Consider the following 20,507-nt stretch of genomic DNA (forward strand, 5'->3'; position numbering starts at 1 on the left):
CCTTAGTCCGCGAGGGCGCGGGTGACGACCTCGCGCACGTCGTTGCTCAGGTCGGGTCTGGCGGCCACGCGGGCGATGGCTTCGCGCGCCGCACTGCGGTAGGGTTCGGCGAGCTTCTTCCAGCGGTCCAGTGCGCGCGCGAGGCGGGAGGCGACCTGCGGGTTGATGGCGTCGAGCTCGATCACGCGTTCGCTCCAGAAGGTGTAGCCCGCCGCATCGGCGCGGTGGAAGGCGCCGGGGTTGGCGCTGCAGTAGCTGAAGATCACGCTGCGTGCGCGGTTGGGGTTGCGCAGGTGGAAGTCCGGGTGGGCGAGCAGGCGGCGCACGGCGGGCAACACGTTGCCACCGCGGTCGGGGGCGCCGGCCTGCAGGGCGAACCACTTGTCGAGCACCAGGGCCTCGTGGCGGAACAGGGTGTGGAAGCGCGCGAGGGCGTCCTGCGCCAGCGGCTGGCCGCTGCCGACCAGACTGGCCAGCGCGTTGAAGCGGTCGGTCATGTTGCCGGCGTCCTTGAAGCGCTGGTAGGCTTTGCCGGGCCAGACCAGGTCGCCGTTTTCTCTCGCCGCCAGGCACAACATGGCGAGCGCCATGCCGGCGAGCGCGCGCCGGCCGGTGCTCACCGGGTCGGGGCGGTAGGCGCCGTTGTCCTTGTGGGCCTCATAGGCCCAGACCCAGTCGTTGTGAAGGGCCTGGGCGAGCTGTTCGCGCATGGCCTCGCGCACGGCGTGCACGCGCTGCGGGTCTACCACGTCGAGCTGTTCGGCGATGTAGGTTTCGCTGGGCAGGGTCAACACCAGTTCCTTGAACGCGGCGTCCAGCGTGGGGTGGCGCAGCACGGAGCGCATGGCGTCGAGATAGGCCGCATCCAGCGGCTCGCGCACCACGGGGCCGTCGGCGTGGATCGCGTTGAGCGCGCGGCGCAGCGCCAGGCGCTGACCGGCCTCCCAGCGGTTGAACGGGTCGGTGTCGTGCGCCAGCAGACCGAGCAGCTGCGCATCGCTGTAGTCGAAGTCCAGCACCACCGGGGCCGAGAAGCCGCGCAGCAGCGACGGCACCGGCTCGCTGTCCAGGTTGATGAAGGTGAAGCTCTCCACCGCCTCGGTCAGCACGAAGCTGCGCGTGCCGGTCTCGGGCTGGCTCCAGTGGGCCAGTTGCAGCGGCAGCTCGGCGCCTTGGGCGTCGAGCAGGCCCATCGCCACCGGAATCACGAACGGCTCCTTGTGGGCCTGACCCGGCGTGGGGGCGCAGCTTTGTGTGAGCGTGAGCGTGTAGCTGCGCGCAGCTGCGTCGTACACACCGCGGGCCTGTACCAGCGGCGTGCCGGCCTGGCTGTACCAGCGCTTGAACTGGGGCAGCAGGCGCGCGAGGTCGGACGAGGGGTTGGCGTCGGCCATGGCCTGGGCGAAATCGTCGCAGGTCACGGCGCTGCCGTCGTGGCGTTCGAAGTACAGCTTCATGCCCGCAGCGAAGCCGGCGCGTCCCACCAGGGTCTGCATCATGCGCACGACCTCGGCGCCTTTTTCGTAGACCGTGACGGTGTAGAAGTTGTTGATCTCGACGTAGCTGTCGGGCCGCACCGGGTGCGCCATGGGGCCGGCGTCTTCGGGGAACTGCGCTGTACGCAGCACACGCACGTCTTCAATGCGTTTGACCGCGCGCGCCGAGGCCTCGGCGCACAGGTCCATGCTGAACTCCTGGTCGCGGAAGACGGTCAGGCCTTCTTTCAGACTCAGCTGGAACCAGTCGCGGCAGGTCACGCGGTTGCCGGTCCAGTTGTGGAAGTACTCGTGGCCCACCACCGACTCGATGTTGGAAAAATCGGTGTCGGTCGCGGTGGCGCTGTTGGCCAGCACGTACTTGGTGTTGAAGATGTTGAGGCCCTTGTTCTCCATCGCGCCCATGTTGAAGTCGCTGGTGGCGACGATCATGAAGCGCTCCAGATCGAGCGGCAGGCCGAAGCGGGCCTCGTCCCAGACCACGCTGGCGATCAGCGAGTTCATGGCGTGTTCGGTCTTGTCCATGTCGCCGGGGCGCACGTACACCTGCAGCAGGTGTTCGCGGCCGTTGCGCGCCACGATGCGCTGCTCGCGCGCCACCAACTGGCCCGCCACCAGCGCGAACAGGTAGCAGGGCTTCTTGTGCGGGTCGATCCACCGGGCGTAGTGGCGCCCGTCGGGCAGGTCACCTTGTTCCACCAGATTGCCGTTGGACAGCAGCACCGGGTACCTGGCCTTGTCGGCGCGCAGCGTGACGGTGTAGCTGGCCATCACGTCCGGGCGGTCCAGGAAATAGGTGATGCGGCGAAAGCCCTCGGCCTCGCACTGGGTGAAGAAGGTGCTCTGGCTCACGTACAGGCCCATGAGCTGGGTGTTCTTCTCGGGCGCGCAGGTGGTGAAGATCTCCAGGTCAAAAGGGTCCTGTCCTTCGGGCAGGTTCTCCAGCACCAGGGTCTGGCCGTCGAGCTTGAACGAGCAGCCCGCGCCGTTGACCAGCACGCGCGCGAGGTTCAGGTCCTCGCCATCGAGCCGCAGCGCTTGCGCGGCCACGTCCGGGTTGCGGCGCAGGCGCATCTTGTTGAGTACCCGGGTCTTGGCCGGGTCCAGGTCAAACACCAGTTCGACCGTGTCGATCCAGAACGCCGGAGGAACGTAGTCTTCTCGACGGACCACGGTGGTCGGGCCGCTGGCTTCACGCAAGGGGGTCATAGTGTCTCCAGGAAACGGGATGTGATCAGGGCGTGGTAGTCGGGAACGCGGGCCAGCACGTGCGGGCCACCGAGTTCCTGAGCCGGGTGTGAGCTGCAGATGGCGACGGCGCGCATGCCGGCGCGCCGCGCGGCCTCGATGCCCAGTGGCGCGTCTTCGAACACGATGCAGCGCTCGGGCACCACACCCAGGCGGCGCGCGACTTCCAGAAAGATGGCAGGCTCGGGCTTGCCGGGCAGGCCCTCGTCGCCGCCCACCGTGGGCAGGGGCTGGCCCAGCGCCAGATGCTGGTAGGCAAAGGCCTGGTTGTGGCGGTCACCCGCCGTGCCCACGCCGACCGCGAGCCCGCGCTGTTGCGCGGCCCCCAGGAAGGCCTTGAAACCCGCGACCTCGCTGAAAACGGGCGCAAACAGCTCGCGGTAGACGGCCTCCTTCTCATCGACGAAAGCCTGGGCCTGCGCGTCGGTGAGGTCGCCGAAGAGCTCGCGCATGCACTCCACGCCGGTGCGGCCGGTGGTGCGGCGCATGAGGTCGGGCACGTCGATGGCGAGACCACGCCGGCGCGTGAATTCGACCCAGCTGCGCTGGTGCGACGGCATGGAGTCGATCATGGTGCCGTCCATGTCGAAGATCAGGGCCTGGACCATCAGACGCCCTGCTTGAGCGAGGCTTCGATGAAGGCGTCGAGGTCGCCGTCCAGCACCTTCTGCGTGGCGGAGATTTCGACGTTGGTGCGCAGGTCCTTGATGCGGCTGTTGTCCAGCACGTAGCTGCGGATCTGGTGGCCCCAGCCCACGTCGGTCTTGCTGTCTTCGAGCTTCTGCTGCTCTTCCTGCTGCTTGCGCAGTTCAAAGTCGTACAGGCGCGAGCGCAGGCGTTTCCAGGCCACGTCGCGGTTGCTGTGCTGGCTGCGGCCGTCCTGGCATTGCACCACGATGCCGGTGGGGATGTGCGTGAGGCGCACGGCCGAGTCGGTCTTGTTGATGTGCTGGCCGCCGGCGCCCGAAGCGCGGAAGGTGTCGGTGCGCACGTCGGCCGGGTTGATGTTGATCTCGATCGAGTCGTCGATCTCGGGGTAGACGAATACCGAGGCAAACGAGGTGTGGCGCCCGCCCGAGGAGTCGAACGGGCTCTTGCGCACCAGGCGGTGCACCCCGGTTTCGGTGCGCAGCAGGCCAAAGGCGTACTCGCCCTCGATCTTGATCGTGGCGCCCTTGATGCCGGCGGTGTCGCCCGCGGTCTCGTCTTCGATCGTGGTCTTGAAACCCTTGCGCTCGCAGTACTTCAGGTACTGGCGCAGCAGCATGCTGGCCCAGTCGCAGGCTTCGGTGCCGCCGGCGCCGGCCTGGATGTCCAGGAAGCAGTTCAGCGGATCGGCCGGGTTGTTGAACATGCGGCGGAATTCGAGCTTCTCCACCTCGGCGGCCACCTTGGCGGCTTCGCCTTCGATGGTGATCAGCCCGGCGTCGTCACCGTCTTCGCTGGACATCTCGAACAGCTCGGTGTTGTCGGACAGCTCGTTGCTCAGACGGTCGAGCACCAGCACCACGTCTTCGAGCGATTTCTTCTCGCGACCCAGGTCCTGGGCGCGTTTGGGGTCGTTCCAGACCGTGGGGTCTTCCAGCGCGGACTCGACTTCCTTCAGCTTCGATGCTTTGGCATCGTAGTCAAAGATACCTCCGGAGCTCGACCACCCGGGTGGTCAGGTCGTCGAGCTGGTTGCGGATGGAGTTGACGCGTTCTGCTTCCATGATGGGTGCCTTCTGTCGATGTGCGGAAAATGGGTCGGCCGGCACCGCACATGTGCGGCGCCCGGCCGAAACCGCGATTTTCTCACGCCAGGAAGGTTTCGATCAGTCCGGCGAGCGCGGCGGGCTGGTCGTGGTGCAGCATGTGGCCGGCATCGTTGACCACGGCGCTGTGCAACCGGGGCACGGCCTGGAGCCGCTCGTGGTACTGCGCCAGCGAGAACTGGCCCTTCCACCACTGGCCCAGGCTGTCGTCGCTGGCGGTCACGCTGAGCACCGGCGCGCTGATGCGCCGGTAGATGGCCAGGGCCTCTTCGACCTGGTAGAGGTGGGCACTCACCACCTTGTGCGCGGGGTCGCCGAGCACCACCCAGCGCCCTTGCGCGTCGGGCGCGGCCCAGTGTGCGGCCAGCCACTCGGCCTGGTCGGCCGGCAGGCGCGGGTTGGTCTTCATCAGGCGCCGCGCCACGCCTTCGACCGAGTCGTAGGCCTTCAGCTCCATCTCGCCGCGGTGCAGGGCCTTGATCTCGTCCATCCACTTCGCATAGCGCTCGGGTGCCTGGGCCGGGCGGGTCTCGGGCAGGCCGAAACCTTCGAGGTTGACCAGCCGGCGGATGCGCTGCGGCCGCACGCCGGCGTACATCATGGCCACGTTGCCGCCCATGCTGTGGCCCACCAGATCCACCGGCTGCCCGGCGGCGTAGTGGTCGAGCAGGGCGTCCAGATCGGCCAGGTAGTCCGGAAACCAGTAGCTGTCGGGCGCAGGCCCCTCGCCGCGCGTCAGGCCAAAACCGCGCCAGTCCGGCGCGATGATCCAGCGCCGGGCCTGCAGGGCGTCCACCATGAACTGCCACGACGCGGACACGTCCATCCAGCCGTGCACCAGCACCAGGGGCGGCGTTGCGGCGTCGGCCTGACCCCAGACGCGCACGTGATAGGACAGGCCGCGGATCGGGACCAACTCGCTGCGGGATGGGTTCAGGGCTTGGTACATTCGCCGGATCATAGAGAACACGATGGAGACAGGCGATGCCGCAGAGTCAAGGCCGGGACAAGACCACGCGCCGCCCGGCGGCGGTGGACCATTACGACGCGCTGCACAGCGGGTTCCGCTGGCAGGTGCCCGATCGTTTCAACATGGCCGAGGTCTGTCTGCGGCGCTGGGCGGCGCAGCCCGCCAGCGCCGCGCGCACCGCGGTCATTGCCTGCGCCGGGGGCCAGCCCGACCGCCACCACAGCTACGCCGAGCTGCAGGACCAGGCCAACCGCCTGTCCAACGCGCTCGTGGCCATGGGGGTGGAGCGCGGCGACCGCGTCGCCATCGTGCTGCCGCAACGCTTTGAAACCGCGGTGGCCTACATGACGGTGTTGCAGATGGGGGCGGTGGGCATGCCGCTGTCGCAGCTGTTCGGCCCCGAGGCGCTGGAATACCGCCTGCACGACAGCGAGGCCGTGGTGGCGATCTGCGACGCCAGCACGCTCGACGCCGTGCAGTCCGTGAGCGGCGCCTGCCCGCTGCTGCACACCGTGGTCGCGGTGGGTGTGCAGCCTGCCCGGGCGGGGGCGCTGGACTGGTCGGCCGTGCTGGCGCAGGCCGCGCCCGACTTTGCTCTGGTGCACACCCTGGCCGACGAGGCCGCCGTGTTGATCTACACCAGCGGCACCACCGGCAACCCCAAGGGCGCGTTGATTCCGCACCGCGCGCTCATCGGCAACCTCACCGGTTTTGTCTGCAGCCAGAACTGGTTCGGCTTCGATCCGTTCGACGCCTCGGTGCCCTCGCAGGCGGTGTTCTGGTCGCCGGCCGACTGGGCCTGGACCGGTGGCCTGATGGACGCGCTCTTGCCCACGCTGTACTTCGGCCGGCCCATCGTGGGCTACAACGGGCGTTTCAGTCCGCAGACCGCGTTCGAGCTGCTGGAGCGCCACGGCGTGACGCACAGCTTCCTGTTTCCCACCGCGCTCAAGGCCATGATGAAAGCCTTTCCCGAGCCGCGCCAGCGCTACACGCTGCGGCTGCAGGCCATCATGAGCGCGGGCGAGGCGGTGGGCGATGCCGTGTTCGCCTATTGCCAGCGGCAGCTCGGCGTGACGGTCAACGAGATGTTCGGCCAGACCGAGATCAACTACATCGTGGGCAACTGCGCCATGCAATGGGACGCCGCAGCGCCGGGCCGCCCCAAGCAAGGCGGCACCCCCTCGGGGGGCAGCGACCCGCGCAGCGGCGGAGCGCGGGGGCGAACCGGTTGGCCCGCGAAACCGGGCAGCATGGGCAAAGGCTACCCCGGCCACCGCGTGGCGGTGATCGACGACGAGGGCCAGGAGTGCCCGGTGGGCGTGCCGGGCGACGTGGCGGTGCACCGTCTGGACGTGCATGGCCAGCCCGATCCGATCTTTTTCCTGGGCTACTGGAAGAACGAGGCCTCCACGCGCGCCAAGTTCACCGGGGACGCGAGCAACAGCTGGTGCCGCACCGGCGACATGGCCGTGCGCGACGCCGAGGGTTACCTCTGGTACCAGGGCCGTGCCGACGACGTGTTCAAGGCCGCGGGCTACCGCATCGGGCCGGGTGAGATCGAGAACTGCCTGGTCAAACACCCGGCCGTGGCCAACGCCGCCGTGGTGCCCAAGCCCGATGCCGAGCGCGGCGCGGTGGTCAAGGCCTACGTGGTGCTGGCGCAGGAATACCTGGCGGCGCAAGCCGGCCGGGCCCTGGGCGAGCCGGCGTTCGAGCGGGCGCTCACGGCCGAACTGCAGGCGCACGTGAAAGGCAAGCTCGCGCCCTACGAGTACCCCAAGGAGATCGAGTTTGTGGACGCGCTGCCCATGACCACCACCGGCAAGGTACAGCGGCGCGTGCTGCGGCTGCAGGAAGAGGAGCGCGCCCGTGCGCGGGCCTGATCAGCGCGCGGCCTTGGGTGGTGCGACATCGCTGAGGTGGATCTCCAGCTGCCGGTTGGCCGCTCGACCCTCGGCGCGCAGCCGGATGATCGACACGCCACGGGCGATCAGGTAATCGCGCACGCTCAGCGCACGGTCCTGCGCCAGCAGGCGGTTGGCGGCATCGCTGCGCTTGTCGTCGCCATGCCCCAGGATGTTGACCCGCGTGCCCGGGCTCGTGTTGAGCCGGTTGGCCAGCGCATTGAGCTGGCGCGCCAGGGCGGGCTTCACGGTCGAGCGCCCCGCATCGAAGGCCATCGCGGCGGGAAATGCCATCACGGGGCTTGGCTCCGCTGACGTACCTGACGACCCGTCTGGCGTGCCCCGACCCGGCAACGACGAACAACCCGCGAAGGCCAGGCACAGAAGGGCGCACAAGGCCCCGTGGACGGGCGTGAACAAGCGGCGCATGGGCAAGTCTCCTGAAGGGGCGTGTGGACGGGTTTCGGCGGGGACAACCCGACCCCGCCATCGGCCATAAACTTATAGCCCGAGCCGGTCCCTTTTTATCACCCCATACGCATTTGCACACCCCTCCATGAACACTGTTGCACTGGGCTCCAGCGGCCTGCAAGTCACCCCCATCTGCCTGGGCACCATGACCTTTGGCGAACAGGTCCAGGAAGCCGCCGCCCACGCCATCCTAGACCGCGCCCTGGAGCGCGGCATCAACTTCGTCGATACCGCTGAGATGTACTCCGTGCCGGCCAAGGCCGAGACCTGCGGCGCCACCGAATCCATCATCGGCAACTGGTTCGCCAGGAACCCGGGCGCGCGCCAGAAAGTGGTGCTCGCCACCAAGGTGGCCGGCCCGGCGCGCGGCATGCCCTGGCTGCGTCCCGAGGTGAGCAAGGCCGGCATCGTCGAGGCCTGCGAAGCCAGCCTGCGCCGCCTGCAGACCGACGTGATCGACCTGTACCAGATCCACTGGCCGGCGCGCAACATGCCCACGTTTGGCGCCCTCTATTTCGATCCCTCGAAAGACCGGCCCATGCCTTCCGTTCTGGAGCAGCTCGAAGCCCTGAGCGGGCTGGTCCAGGCGGGCCAGGTGCGCGCGATCGGCCTGTCCAACGAGTCGCCCTACGGCGTGCACGAGTTCGTGCGGCTGGCCGCCCAACACGGGCTCTCCAGCGTGGCCACGGTGCAGAACCCGTACTGCCTGATCAATCGCAGCTTTGAGAACGGGCTGGACGAAACCTGCCACCGCCTCGGGGTGTCGCTGCTGGCCTATTCACCGCTGGGCTTTGGCCTGCTGAGCGGCAAATACGATGCCACCGGCCTGGTGGGCGACGCCGGTCGCATGGCCCTCTACGACTCGATGCGCAAGCAGCGCTGGGGCCGCCCGGAGGCGCTGGACGCCGCGCGCCGCTACAACGCGCTGGCACGCGAACACGGCCTGACCCCGGTGCAGATGGCGCTGGCGTTCTGCTACACCAACTGGCGCGTGGCCAGCACCATCATCGGCGTGACCTCGCTGGCCCAGCTCGACGAATGCCTGGACGCCTGGGGCACCACGCTCTCACCCGAACTGCTCAAAGAGATTGACAAAATCCGCTGGGAAGTTCGCGACCCTGCCCAATGAAGCATCGGTGTGCCGCATGCGGGGGGGGCGTCGAGAGGCGCCGCGGAACTGGCTCTGCCAGGCCGCAGGTGCCGTCCTCCCTCCCAGCGCTGAAAGCGCGCCAGAGAGGGGGGAAGCCGTGAAGCGGCGCAGGGGGGAGTCCCATGTCTCCGAAACCCTCGCCACCGCCTGGCTCAAGGCCCATGGTGTGGTGTTCACCGAGCATCCCTACGAGTACCTGGAGCACGGGGGTGCGCAGCACAGCGCGGCGGTGCTGGGGCTGGACCCGTTCGCGGTGGTCAAGACGCTGATCATGCAGGACGAGCAGGCGCGACCGCTGGCGGTGCTGATGCATGGCAACCGCACCGTGTCCACCAAGAACCTCGCGCGACAGACCGGGGCCAAGTCGATCGAGCCCTGCAAGCCCGAGGTGGCGAACCGCCACAGCGGCTACTTCGTGGGCGGCACCTCGCCGTTCGGTCTCAAGCGAGCCATGCCGGTCTGGGTGGAGGCCTCGGTGCTGGAGCTGCCCCGGATCTGGATCAACGGCGGGCGGCGGGGTTTTCTGGTGGGCATCGATCCGGCGGTGCTGGCCGGTCCGCTGGGCGCCAGGCCGGTGCATTGCGCGCTGGCAGAATAGGCGCACCGCCGGGCGCGCGCGCCGCTGTGTCCGGCCACGCACAACACGAGGAGCTCCCGTTGGAATTCGTTTATCCGCTGCTGGCCACGGTGGCCGCCTACCTGATCGGCTCGCTGTCGTTCGCCGTGCTGGTCAGCCGCTTGATGGGCCTGAACGATCCGCGCACCTACGGCAGCAAGAACCCCGGTGCCACCAACGTGCTGCGCTCGGGCAGCAAGGCCGCGGCCATCGTCACGCTGCTGCTGGACGCCTTCAAGGGCTGGCTGCCGGTGGTGGTGGTGATGGGGTGGGGCGCGACCTGGGGCCTGGGCGACGGAACGGTGGCGCTGGTGGGACTGGCCTCGTTCCTCGGGCACCTGTACCCGGTGTTCTTCCGTTTCCAGGGCGGCAAGGGCGTGGCCACGGCCGCGGGCGTGATCCTGGGCTTCAACCCCTGGCTGGGGCTGGCGGCGCTGGCCACCTGGGTCATCATCGCTTTCTTCTTCCGCTATTCCTCGCTGGCCTCCATCGTCACGGCGCTGTTCGCGCCGGCCTATTACCTGTTTGGCAACCATGTGGCCTGGGACGCACCGGGCGTGATGGTATTGAGCCTGGCGGTCATGGGGATCCTGCTGGTGTGGCGCCACGCGGAGAACATCAACCGGCTGCTGGCCGGCAAAGAAAGCAAACTCGGAGCCAAAAAGACATGAACCATGACATCGTGCGCCACGGCGTGGCCGCCCGCTACAGCGAAGCAGCCGTGTTCAACGGCGTGGTCTACCTCGCGGGCATGGTGCCCGAGCGCGGTGACACCGACATCCGCAGCCAGACCCAGGACGTGCTGGACCAGATCCAGCAGCGCCTGCTGGATGCGGGCAGCGACAAGTCGCGCATCCTGCGCACCCAGATCTACCTGACCGACATCCGCGAGATCGGCACCATGAACGAGGTGTGGGACGCCTGGGTGGTGCCGGGCACCGCGCCGCCACGTGCCACGGTCCAGGCCGCATTGGCCAATCCGGCCTGGAAGATCGAGATCGTGGTCACAGCGGCGCAGAAAGCGTCACTTTGATTTTCAGAAGCGTTTTTCCAGCGTGAGCTGGTCGTTGTTGCGCTGCATCTGAAAGTGGGTCAGAAAGCTGTTGCCCAGCAGCACATAGGGCATGGGCTGCGGCAGCACGATGCCTGACACGCCATACACTTGGGTGTCTCCGATCTTCACCGAGTCCAGTTTCAGCTGGTAGCCGACCACGACGCCATTGGCCGTGCTCACCTGGACCTTCTGCGCTTGTTCGTATTTCAGGTTGATGCGCTTGGCGTCGGACTCGCTCAAGACCACCTGCGTGGCGCCCGTGTCCACCATGAACTGAACGGTCTTGCCGTTGATCTGACCCGACGGCATGAAGTGGCCCTGGGCGTCGGCCGTGAGCACGATGCGCTGTGCACCGCCGCCACCGCTGGAGACCCCTCGACCCACGCTCACCGGCGCATCGCCCACGCGCAGGGTCTGGCGCTGACCATCGACCTCCACCTCCGCCGTTTCGCCCTGCGTGTTCAACAGCTTCACACCCTGGTGCGTCTGCCCCGGGCTCACAAACTTCGGTGCCGCGGCATCGATGGTCAGCAGGGCCTTGCCGCCGGCCACACCCGACAGCGCCACCGACTGCGCGTACGAAGTTCCGGCAGCGAGCGCAAGGACGAGTGCGGTCAGCAAAGACGTGGGCATGAGGGGTCTGGGTCCAGGGCGTCGCGGAACCGGCTTTGCCGGGCCGCCAACGCCGCCCCCTGGGGGGTGACGCGCGCAGCGCGGCGCGGGGGGCACCATTCAATCCCTGAAATTGTTGAACGACAGGGGCAGGTCTTTCAGCTCGCTCTTGATCAGCGCCATGGCGGCCTGCAGGTCGTCGCGCTTGGCGCCGGTCACGCGCACGGCGTCGCCCTGGATGGCGCCTTGCACCTTCAGCTTGCTGCCCTTGATGGCCTGCTGGATCTTCTTGCCGTCTTCGGTGCTGATGCCGTTGCGCACCTTGACCACCTGCTTGACCTTGTCGCCACCGACCTTCTCGACTTTGCCGACGTCCAGGAACCGCGCGTCCACACCGCGCTTGGTCAGCTTGTTGCGCAGCACGTCGTCGATCTGCTGGAGCTGGAAGTCCGCGTCGCCGTGCAGGATGATTTCCTTGTCCTTGAGTTCGATGGCGGCGCTGGTGCCTTTGAAGTCGAAACGGGTGCCGATCTCGCGCGAGACTTGGTCGATCGCGTTCTTCACTTCCACAAAATCGGCTTCGAGTACGGTGTCAAAAGAGGGCATGGTGGTGGATTCGCAGAGCGTGAATGAGACAATCCGGGGATGTTAGTCGAGAACAACGTGGCGCTCCAGCCCTACAACAGTTTTGGCATCGTCGCGCGTGCGCAGCGGCTGGTGCGCGTGGGCTCGGACGCCGAGGTGGTGCAGCTCATGAACAGCCCGGAGTGGGCAGACGGCGGCGCCGCTGCGCGGGCCTTTGTGCTGGGGGGCGGCAGCAACCTGGTGATCACGGGCGACATCAAGCCGCTGGTGATCAAGGTCGAGATCGCCGGGCGCCGTCTGGTCGAAGACCATGCCAGGGGCTGGGTGGTGGAGGGCGGTGCGGGTGAAAACTGGCACGACTTCGTGGCCTGGACGCTGGAGCAGGGCTGGCCGGGTCTGGAAAACCTGGCGCTGATTCCGGGCACGGTGGGGGCCTCGCCGGTGCAGAACATCGGTGCCTACGGTGTGGAGCTGCAGGACCGCTTTCATTCGCTCGACGCGATCGACCTGCAGACCGGTCAGGCGTTCACGCTGGACGCCGCGCAATGCGGTTTTGGCTACCGCGACTCGGTGTTCAAGCACGCGCCGGCCGGTGAGAAGGGGCTGGGCCTGGCGGGCCGCGCGCTCATCACGCGGGTGCGTTTCTGGCTGCCCAAGCCCTGGAAGCCGGTGCTGGGTTACCTGGATCTGGAGCGCAAGATGGCCGAAACCGGTATCCACGCGCCCGACGCGCGCCAGATTTTTGACTGGGTGGTGGCGATCCGCCGTGCCAAGCTGCCCGACCCGGCGGTGATCGGCAACGCCGGTAGTTTCTTCAAGAACCCGACCGTGACGCCCGAGCAGTGCGCCGACATCATCGCGCGCGATCCGAAGGTGGTGCATTACCCCATGGCCGACGGCAGCATCAAGCTGGCCGCGGGCTGGTTGATCGATGCCTGTGGCTGGAAGGGCAAGAGCGTGGGCCACGCCGGCGTGTACGAAAAACAGGCGCTGGTGCTGGTGAACCGGGGCGGCGCCACCGGCGGTGAGGTGATGACGCTGGCCAAGGCGATCCAGACCAGTGTGTACGAGCGCTTTGGCATCCGGCTGGAGCCGGAGCCTGTGGTGGTTTGAAGCCTCGGTCGTAGCGCGGAGACCACTTCGCCCGATGGCGTGTGGTGGCTGACTCCGCTCATGTCCCCCGTCAACGGCTGCGCCGTTGCCTCCTCCTTTACTTCGCTGCGCCATCCACCACACGCCATCGGTCAGCCAGCGAGAGGGCGCCCCGATCCCGCGAGGTCAAGGCGAGAAACGCGGCGAGCGGGAAATCACTCGCCTTCGATCTTGAGCATCTGCGAGCCTTCGCCCAGCGACAGCAGGCCGGTCTTGGCGTAGATGCCGAGCTTGGCGCGCGTGTCGGTGATGTCGAGGTTGCGCATGGTCAGCTGCCCGATGCGGTCCAGCGGCGTGAACGGCGCGTCCTCCACCTTTTCCATCGACAGACGTTCCGGCGCGTAGGTCAGGTTCGGGCTCTCGGTGTTCATGATCGAGTAGTCGTTGCCGCGGCGCAGTTCGACCGTCACCTCGCCGGTGATGGCGCGTGCCACCCAGCGCTGGGCGGTCTCGCGCAGCATGATCGCCTGCGGATCGAACCAGCGGCCCTGGTAGAGCAGGCGGCCGAGCTTCAGACCGTTGATGCGGTACTGCTCGATCGTGTCTTCGTTGTGGATGCCGGTCACCAGCCGCTCGTAGGCGATGTGCAGCAGCGCCAGGCCCGGGGCTTCGTAGATGCCGCGGCTCTTGGCTTCGATGATGCGGTTTTCGATCTGGTCGCTCATGCCCAGGCCGTGGCGGCCGCCGATGCGGTTGGCTTCCAGGATCAGCTCCACCGGGCTGTCAAAGGTCTTGCCGTTCAGCGCGACGGGCTGGCCTTCTTCGAAACGCACCGTCACGGTTTCGCGCTTGACCTCGACCTCGTCTTTCCAGAACGCCACGCCCATGATGGGGTTGACGATGGTGATGCCGCTGTTCAGGTGCTCCAGGTCTTTCGCCTCGTGCGTGGCGCCCAGCATGTTGCTGTCGGTGGAGTAGGCCTTTTCGGCGCTCATCTTGTAGCCGAAGCCGTTGGCCGTCATGAAGGCGCTCATCTCGGCGCGGCCACCCAGCTCGTCGATGAACAGCTGGTCCAGCCAGGGCTTGTAGATCTTCAGGCTGGGGTTGGTCAGCAGGCCGTAGCGGTAGAAGCGCTCGATGTCGTTGCCCTTGTAGGTGCTGCCGTCGCCCCAGATGTGGACGTCGTCTTCCTTCATCGCGGCCACCAGCATGGTGCCGGTCACGGCGCGGCCCAGCGGCGTGGTGTTGAAGTAGGTCACACCCGCGGTGCTGATGTGGAAGGCGCCGCACTGCAGCGCGGCAATGCCTTCGTGGGCCAGCTGGGTGCGGCAGTCGATCAGGCGCGCTTTTTCGGCGCCGTACTGCATGGCCTTGCGCGGGATCTCGTCGTAGTCCGGCTCGTCGGGCTGGCCCAGGTTGGCGGTGTAGGCGTAGGGGATCGCGCCCTTCTGCTTCATCCACAGCAGGGCGGCGGAGGTGTCGAGGCCGCCGGAGAAGGCGATGCCGACCTTTTGTTGCGTGGGCAGGTTTTGAAGAATGGTGGCCATGTGTGTGCTCAGCCGAAGTGGCAGATGTAGTGGTAGGGTTCCGTCACGCGGATGTCGAAGCTGCTGTTGCCGGGAATGCTGAACTTGTCGCCGGGAGCCGATTTGAGCCAGGCGTCGGTGCCGGCCAGTTTGTATTCACAGCCGCCGGCCACACATTCCATGATCTCGGGCGCGCCGGTGTTGAAGGTGAGCGTGGCGGGCAGCACCACACCGACCGACTTCTTGGTGCCGTCCGGGAAGGTGATTCCGTGGCTGACGCATTTGCCATCGAAGTACACGCTGGCCTGGGTGTTGACGGTGACGCCGCTGATCTGGGTGGTGCTCATGGGGAGGAGAAGTGTGAAAAGTGGAGGCGAAACCGCAATTTTAGGCGGGTGGGGCCAGTCAGGCGCGGTGTTGCCAGTCGGCAGCGTCGAAGCCGACGGTGATGGCACCGTCCGCCCACACCACCACCGGACGCTTGATCACGCTGGCGTGGGCCATCAACAAGGCGTTGGCGCTGGCGTTGTCCACCACCGCGTTGCGCGTGGCATCGTCCAGCCCGCGCCAGGTCGTGCCCTTGCGGTTGACGAGCTTTTCCCAACCCGCTGAGGCCAGCCAGCGGTCGAGGTCGGCCTCGGGAACGCCCTGTTTCTTGAAGTCGTGGAACGTGTGCTGGACGCCGTGTTCCGCCAGCCAGGCGCGGGCCTTCTTGACGGTGTCGCAGTTGGGGATGCCGTAGAGTGTGGTCATCCTTGAATTCTGGCACGCGTCTCTCGGCAGGCGCGGCCAAACCGGAAGAGATCACCATGGCCCAGCGCGACTTTTATCCGCCCATCGAACCGTTTCAGACCGGCGTGCTCGACACCGGCGACGGCCACTCGGTCTATTGGGAGCTGTGTGGCAACCCGAAGGGAAAACCGGCAGTGTTCCTGCATGGCGGGCCGGGCTCGGGCTGTTCGGCCGATCACCGCCGGCTGTTCGATCCCGAGCGCTACTGCGTGCTGCTGTTCGACCAGCGCGGTTGCGGGCGTTCCCTGCCCGCCGCCTCGCTGGAGAACAACACCACCTGGCACCTGGTGGCCGACATGGAGCGCCTGCGCGAGATGCTGGGCGTGGACCGCTGGCTGGTGTTCGGCGGTTCCTGGGGCAGCACGCTGGCGCTGGCCTATGCGCAGACGCACACCGAGCGCGTGTCGGCGCTGATCGTGCGCGGCATCTTCACGCTGCGGCGCGAGGAACTGCTCTGGTACTACCAGGAGGGCGCTTCGTGGCTGTTCCCGGATCTGTGGGAGGGTTTTGTGGCGCCCATCCCCGAGGCCGAGCGGGGCGACCTGATCGGCGCCTACCGCCGGCGCCTGACCGGGGCGGACCCGGCCGAACAACTGGCCTGCGCGCGCGCCTGGAGCCTGTGGGAAGGGCAGACCATCCGCCTGCTGCCCGATGAGGCCAACACCGCCAAACATTCGAACGACGCGTTTTCGCTGGCCTTCGCGCGCATCGAAAACCACTACTTTGTGCACGACGGCTGGATGGACGAAGGCCAGCTCATCCGCGACGCCGGCAAACTGGCCGCCATTCCCGGCGTGATCGTGCAGGGCCGTTACGACGTCTGCACCCCCGCCCGCACGGCCTGGGCGCTGCACCGGGCCTGGCCGCAGGCCGAATTCCACCTGGTGCCGGACGCCGGGCACGCGTTCAACGAACCCGGCATCCTCACGCGCCTGATCGAAGCCACCGACCGCTTCGCGACCTGAGGCGCTGAGCCCGCCGGTGCGCGACAATGCCGGACTCTATGAAAACGCTTGAAGACTGGCTCGCGCACTGCGAGCGCCTGCACCCCGTCACCATCGACATGGGCCTGGACCGCGTGCAGCGCGTGGCGCAGCGCATGGGGCTGGCGATGGACTGCCCGGTGATCACCGTGGCGGGCACCAACGGCAAGGGCTCCACCTGCGCCATGCTCGAAGCCATTTACGGCGAAGCGGGCTACCGCACCGGCGTCTACACCTCGCCGCACCTGGTGCATTTCGAGGAGCGTTGCCGCATCCAGGGTCAGGCGGTGGCCGCCGACGCGCTGCTGCCCGCCTTCGCCGAGGTGGAGGCGGCCCGGCTGGGGCAGGGCGGTGATGAGAACAGCATCAGTCTGAGTTATTTCGAATTCACCACGCTGGCGATCCTGCGCACCTTGTCGCGCAGCGGGCTGGAGGTGGTGATTCTGGAAGTGGGTCTGGGCGGTCGGCTGGACGCCGTGAACATCCTGGACGCCGACTGCGCCGTGATCACCTGCATCGCGCTGGACCACATGGCCATCCTGGGGCCGGACCGCGAAGCCATCGGTTACGAGAAGGCCGGCATCATGCGCACCGGCCGTCCGGTGGTGGTGAGCGATCCGGTGCCGCCGCAAAGCGTGCTGGACCGGGCGTTGGAAGTGGGCGCCGAGCTGTGGCGCCTGGGCAAAGACTTCCATTTCGCGGGCGACCAGCAGCAGTGGGGCTGGGCCATGCATCCGTCCCACGGTGGCCGGCGTTACAGCGGCCTGGCCTACCCGGCGCTGCGCGGCGCCAACCAGCTGGTCAACGCCTCGGGCGTGCTGGCGGCCATCGAGGCCCTGCGCCCGCGCCTGCCGGTCACGGCCCAGGCGGTGCGCAACGGGCTGGCCATGGTGGAGCTGCCCGGGCGCTTCCAGATCGTGCCCGGCACGCCCACTCTGGTGCTGGACGTGGCCCACAACCCGCATTCCGTGGCGGCGCTGGCCGAAAACCTCGATGCCATGGGCTATTACCCGACCACCCATGCCGTGTTCGGCGCCATGGCCGACAAGGACCTGGGCGCCATGCTGGAACGCATCGCACCGCTGATCGACCGTTGGCATGTGACCGACCTGCCGCTGCCCCGGGCCAGCACGGGCCGGGCGCTGGCCGAGTTGCTGGAGGCCTCGCCGGCCACCGCGCCCGGCGGGAAAAGCCGGGTGGCGGGCGTCCACGCCGGCCCGATGGACGCCTTGCGCGCCGCGGTGTCGGCGGCGGACCCCGCTGATAGAATCGTGGTCTTCGGTTCGTTCTTCACCGTGGGTGGTGTTTTGCAGGACGGCGTCCCGCGAATGTCTGCAAAACACCTGGCTTCCTGAAGCCTCCCACACAGCGCGAATGCCGTGTCGCGCTCCCCGCCAGGCATTGATGGCGCATTGGTCCACCCCGAATGATCACTTCCCGTTCAGGCTCCCAGGGCAATCCAACGACACCCCCGCCGCAGAGCATCGAGGCTGTGCGGCGCCGTGCGCGCCACCGCCTGATCGGTGCCAGCGTGCTGGTGTTGCTGGGCGTGCTGGGCTTTCCGCTGCTGTTCGACACCCAGCCGCGCCCGATCTCGGTGGACATTCCGATCGAAATTCCCGCCAGAAACCCGGCCCCGGCGCTGCCGGCCCCCAAGGCGGCCACCAGCAGCAAGACGGAGCCTAAGCCCGCACCGGCGCCCGTTGAAACCGCCGCGCTGTCCACCGGCGAAAGCCTGGGGGCGCGCGAAGAGATCGTGGAGCCGACGCGCTCCGATCCGACCGCGACGCCGGAAGCCGACAAATCGCCCCAGGCCAAGACCGAGCCCGCCAAGGCAGATCCCACCCCTCTTGAAAAGCCGCAGCCCGAGGCCAAACCGTCGGCGCCGGCCGCCGCTCCTGCCAAGTCTGCCGAAGCCGACCGGGCGCGAGCGTTGCCTGAAGACAAAGCCACCAGCCCTGCGGCCGTGCGCGCCGTGGTGCAGGTGGGCGCTTTTGCCGATGCGGTGCGGGCGCGTGAAGTGCGTTTGAAACTGGAACGCGCCGGGCTCAAGACCTACACCCATGTGGCCGAAACGCCCGATGGCAAGCGCATCCGTGTGCGTCTGGGCCCTTTTGCCAGCAAATCCGAGGCTGAAAAGGCAGCGTCGCGCGTGAAGGCGCTGGGGCTGCCCGCCGCCGTGCTGACGCTGTGAGGAACGCCGCCGGTCCGGCCGGGATCTGATGCCGATGAGTTGGTTGGACTGGGCCCTGTTGGCCGTGTTGTTGCTGTCGGCGCTGCTGGGGTTGTGGCGCGGGCTGGTCTACGAGGTGCTGTCGGTGGCCGGCTGGGTGGTGGCGTTCGTGCTGGCGCAGGCTTATGCCACCGAGGTGGGGGCCTGGCTGCCCATGGAGGGCGCGTCGCCGCCGGTGCGGCTGGCCGCGGGTTTCGTGGTGGTGTTTCTGGTCGCGGCGTTTGCCGGTGGACTGGTGGCGTGGCTGGTGAAGAAATTGGTGGAGTCCGTGGGCCTGCGGCCCGTGGACCGGATTCTGGGCGGGGCCTTTGGCCTGGTCCGCGGTTTGGTGATATTGCTGGGTGTGACGGTGGTGGTGAGCATGACGTCCCTGCAGACGCAGGACTGGTGGCGGGAGTCGGTGGTGGCGGACACGCTCACCGACACGCTGCACGCGCTCAAGCCCTTGCTGCCCGAGGCGCTGTCGCGCTACCTGACGTAGGGTTTTTGTCTTTTTCCGTAAGGATCCGAACATGTGTGGAATCGTGGGCGTGGTGAGCAAAGCGCCGGTCAACCAACTGATTTATGACGCGTTGCTGCTGCTGCAGCACCGGGGCCAGGACGCGGCCGGCATCGTGACCCAACAGGGCCGCAAGTTTTTCATGCACAAGGCCAAGGGCATGGTGCGCGACGTGTTCCGCACCCGCAACATGCGTGCGCTGCCGGGCAACTGCGGCCTGGGCCAGGTGCGTTACCCGACCGCCGGCAACGCCTACTCCGAAGAAGAGGCGCAGCCCTTCTACGTGAACGCGCCGTTTGGCCTGGTGCTGGTGCACAACGGCAACCTGACCAATGCCCACGCGCTCAAGCAGGAACTGTTTCAGGCCGATCACCGCCACATCAACACCGAGAGCGATTCCGAGGTGTTGCTCAACGTGCTGGCGCACGAGCTGGAGAAAGTCACGCGTGGCATCACCCTCAAGCCGGCCGACGTGTTCGCGGCGGTGCGCGGCGTGCACCAGCGCGTGCGCGGCTCCTATGCGGTGGTGGCGCTCATCGCCGGCCATGGCCTGGTGGCGTTTCGCGACCCCTACGGCATCCGCCCGCTCTGCGTGGGCCACAGCGACGCCGGCGTGATGGTGGCGAGCGAATCCGTCACCCTCGAAGGCAACGGTTTCGAGCTGGACCGCGATGTGATGCCCGGTGAGGCGCTGTTTGTGGACCTGGAGGGCAACATGCAGTTCCAGCAGTGCGCCGACAAGGTCAGCCACAACCCCTGCATTTTTGAGTTCGTCTACCTGGCCCGTCCCGACTCCGTGCTCGACGGCATCTCGGTCTACCAGGCGCGTCTGAACCTCGGCGAAACCCTGGCCAAACGCGTGGTCTCCACCGTGCCGCCGAACGAGATCGACGTGGTCATCCCGATCCCCGAATCGTCGCGACCCAGCGCGATGGAGCTGGCCCAGTTGCTCGGCCTGCCGTACCGCGAAGGCTTCGTGAAAAACCGCTACGTGGGCCGCACCTTCATCATGCCGGGGCAGGGCGTGCGCAAGAAGTCGGTGCGCCAGAAGCTCAACGTGATCGCCAGCGAATTCAAGGGCCGCAACGTGCTGCTGGTGGACGACTCCATCGTGCGCGGCACCACCAGCCGCGAAATCGTGCAGATGGCGCGCGACGCCGGGGCCCGCAAGGTCTACCTGGCCAGTGCCGCGCCACCGGTGCGTTACCCCAACGTCTATGGCATCGACATGCCCACGCCCGACGAACTCGTGGCGCACAACCGCACGGTCGAAGAGGTGCGCCTGAGCATCGGTTGCGATGCGCTGATCTACCAGGACGTGGACGCCATGAAGCTGGCCATTGGCTCGCTCAACCCCAAACTCGCCGGTTTCGATGCGTCCTGTTTTGACGGCGTGTACGTCACCGGAGACATCACGCTCGAAGACATCGCGCGCCTGAACGCCGGGCGCGACCAGACCGAAGAAGGCGAGGAAGACACCTCGCGCCTGGCGCTGCCCAACGCGCAGACCGCCTGATCC

The 20,507-nt window shown here is 67.3% G+C and carries 21 protein-coding genes; 11 read left to right on the plus strand and 10 right to left on the minus strand.

Annotated elements, in window-relative coordinates:
• Positions 1-2: 2 nt before the first annotated feature.
• The 4 genes from pepN to KIH07_RS11875 all read right to left on the minus strand — a co-directional run bounded on the left by pepN (position 3) and on the right by KIH07_RS11875 (position 5,447).
• Positions 3-2,705 (minus strand): aminopeptidase N, encoded by a 2,703-nt coding sequence (pepN, locus tag KIH07_RS11860; RefSeq protein WP_226492163.1) that lies wholly within the window; start codon positions 2,703-2,705, stop codon positions 3-5.
• Positions 2,702-3,352, minus strand: a complete 651-nt coding sequence (locus KIH07_RS11865; protein WP_226492164.1) for an HAD family hydrolase — start codon at positions 3,350-3,352, stop codon at positions 2,702-2,704. Before KIH07_RS11865 ends, pepN begins: the two co-directional genes overlap by 4 nt.
• A protein-coding gene (prfB, locus tag KIH07_RS11870) for a peptide chain release factor 2 (protein WP_226492165.1) occupies positions 3,352-4,456 on the minus strand; the annotation gives its coding sequence in 2 pieces (ribosomal slippage) (positions 3,352-4,374 and positions 4,376-4,456; 1,104 coding nt in all). Before prfB ends, KIH07_RS11865 begins: the two co-directional genes overlap by 1 nt.
• 82 nt (positions 4,457-4,538) lie before the next feature.
• Positions 4,539-5,447: an alpha/beta fold hydrolase gene (locus tag KIH07_RS11875; protein WP_226492166.1), complete on the minus strand. Its 909-nt coding sequence runs from the start codon at positions 5,445-5,447 to the stop codon at positions 4,539-4,541.
• A 35-nt stretch (positions 5,448-5,482) separates the two neighbouring features.
• Here KIH07_RS11875 and KIH07_RS11880 point away from each other — a divergent pair, with 35 nt between their 5' ends.
• Positions 5,483-7,354 carry an acyl-CoA synthetase gene (locus tag KIH07_RS11880; protein ID WP_226492167.1) on the plus strand — a complete coding sequence of 624 codons (1,872 nt, stop codon included), beginning with the start codon at positions 5,483-5,485 and terminating at the stop codon, positions 7,352-7,354.
• On the opposite strand, the gene KIH07_RS11885 is transcribed toward KIH07_RS11880, so the two are convergent.
• Positions 7,355-7,669 (minus strand): OmpA family protein, encoded by a 315-nt coding sequence (locus KIH07_RS11885; RefSeq protein ID WP_226492168.1) that lies wholly within the window; start codon positions 7,667-7,669, stop codon positions 7,355-7,357.
• 262 nt (positions 7,670-7,931) lie between these two features.
• Between KIH07_RS11885 and KIH07_RS11890 the strand changes: the two genes are divergently transcribed.
• The 4 genes from KIH07_RS11890 to KIH07_RS11905 all read left to right on the plus strand — a co-directional run bounded on the left by KIH07_RS11890 (position 7,932) and on the right by KIH07_RS11905 (position 10,645).
• Positions 7,932-8,975 carry an aldo/keto reductase gene (locus KIH07_RS11890; protein ID WP_226492169.1) on the plus strand — a complete coding sequence of 348 codons (1,044 nt, stop codon included), beginning with the start codon at positions 7,932-7,934 and terminating at the stop codon, positions 8,973-8,975.
• Positions 8,976-9,093: 118 nt separating this feature from the next.
• Positions 9,094-9,594 carry an aminoacyl-tRNA deacylase gene (locus KIH07_RS11895; protein ID WP_226492170.1) on the plus strand — a complete coding sequence of 167 codons (501 nt, stop codon included), beginning with the start codon at positions 9,094-9,096 and terminating at the stop codon, positions 9,592-9,594.
• A gap of 59 nt (positions 9,595-9,653) precedes the next feature.
• Entirely contained in the window at positions 9,654-10,283 is a 630-nt protein-coding gene (gene plsY, locus KIH07_RS11900; RefSeq protein WP_226492171.1) for a glycerol-3-phosphate 1-O-acyltransferase PlsY, read from the plus strand.
• On the plus strand, positions 10,280-10,645 hold the full coding sequence (locus tag KIH07_RS11905; RefSeq protein WP_226492172.1) for a RidA family protein: 366 nt from the start codon (positions 10,280-10,282) through the stop codon (positions 10,643-10,645). Before plsY ends, KIH07_RS11905 begins: the two co-directional genes overlap by 4 nt.
• Before the next feature lie 3 nt (positions 10,646-10,648).
• On the opposite strand, the gene KIH07_RS11910 is transcribed toward KIH07_RS11905, so the two are convergent.
• Both KIH07_RS11910 and KIH07_RS11915 read right to left on the minus strand, forming a co-directional pair.
• Complete coding sequence (locus KIH07_RS11910) at positions 10,649-11,299, minus strand: TIGR02281 family clan AA aspartic protease (RefSeq protein ID WP_226492173.1); 651 nt, start codon at positions 11,297-11,299, stop codon at positions 10,649-10,651.
• Between the two features lie 99 nt (positions 11,300-11,398).
• The gene (locus KIH07_RS11915) at positions 11,399-11,884 is read right to left on the minus strand and encodes a YajQ family cyclic di-GMP-binding protein (RefSeq protein WP_226492174.1); all 486 of its coding nucleotides are present in this window, start codon (positions 11,882-11,884) and stop codon (positions 11,399-11,401) included.
• Positions 11,885-11,923: 39 nt separating this feature from the next.
• On the opposite strand from KIH07_RS11915, the gene murB reads away from it, so the two are divergent.
• Positions 11,924-12,976: a UDP-N-acetylmuramate dehydrogenase gene (gene murB, locus KIH07_RS11920; protein WP_226492175.1), complete on the plus strand. Its 1,053-nt coding sequence runs from the start codon at positions 11,924-11,926 to the stop codon at positions 12,974-12,976.
• A 194-nt stretch (positions 12,977-13,170) separates the two neighbouring features.
• Here the strand turns inward: murB and argG are convergent, their stop codons facing one another.
• Genes argG through KIH07_RS11935 form a run of 3 tightly spaced genes read right to left on the minus strand, consistent with a single transcriptional unit; the run spans position 13,171 to position 15,234 of the window.
• On the minus strand, positions 13,171-14,502 hold the full coding sequence (gene argG, locus KIH07_RS11925; protein WP_226492176.1) for an argininosuccinate synthase: 1,332 nt from the start codon (positions 14,500-14,502) through the stop codon (positions 13,171-13,173).
• Positions 14,503-14,510: 8 nt separating this feature from the next.
• Positions 14,511-14,828, minus strand: coding sequence for a pyrimidine/purine nucleoside phosphorylase (locus tag KIH07_RS11930; protein ID WP_226492177.1), 318 nt, complete (start codon positions 14,826-14,828; stop codon positions 14,511-14,513).
• A gap of 58 nt (positions 14,829-14,886) precedes the next feature.
• Positions 14,887-15,234, minus strand: coding sequence for an ArsC family reductase (locus KIH07_RS11935; RefSeq protein WP_226492178.1), 348 nt, complete (start codon positions 15,232-15,234; stop codon positions 14,887-14,889).
• Between the two features lie 56 nt (positions 15,235-15,290).
• Between KIH07_RS11935 and pip the strand changes: the two genes are divergently transcribed.
• The 5 genes from pip to purF all read left to right on the plus strand — a co-directional run bounded on the left by pip (position 15,291) and on the right by purF (position 20,504).
• Positions 15,291-16,238: a prolyl aminopeptidase gene (gene pip, locus KIH07_RS11940; protein WP_226492179.1), complete on the plus strand. Its 948-nt coding sequence runs from the start codon at positions 15,291-15,293 to the stop codon at positions 16,236-16,238.
• Positions 16,239-16,276: 38 nt separating this feature from the next.
• Positions 16,277-17,611, plus strand: coding sequence for a bifunctional tetrahydrofolate synthase/dihydrofolate synthase (folC, locus tag KIH07_RS11945; protein WP_413465739.1), 1,335 nt, complete (start codon positions 16,277-16,279; stop codon positions 17,609-17,611).
• Positions 17,612-17,682: 71 nt separating this feature from the next.
• Positions 17,683-18,450, plus strand: coding sequence for an SPOR domain-containing protein (locus KIH07_RS11950; protein ID WP_226492181.1), 768 nt, complete (start codon positions 17,683-17,685; stop codon positions 18,448-18,450).
• Positions 18,451-18,484: 34 nt separating this feature from the next.
• Positions 18,485-18,970 carry a CvpA family protein gene (locus tag KIH07_RS11955; protein WP_226492182.1) on the plus strand — a complete coding sequence of 162 codons (486 nt, stop codon included), beginning with the start codon at positions 18,485-18,487 and terminating at the stop codon, positions 18,968-18,970.
• A gap of 31 nt (positions 18,971-19,001) precedes the next feature.
• A complete protein-coding gene (gene purF, locus KIH07_RS11960; protein WP_226492183.1) occupies positions 19,002-20,504 on the plus strand; it encodes an amidophosphoribosyltransferase in 1,503 nt (500 codons plus the stop codon).
• Positions 20,505-20,507: the final 3 nt, after the last annotated feature.

It is taken from the genome of Hydrogenophaga taeniospiralis (assembly GCF_020510445.1).
Classification (GTDB): Bacteria; Pseudomonadota; Gammaproteobacteria; order Burkholderiales; family Burkholderiaceae_C; genus Hydrogenophaga.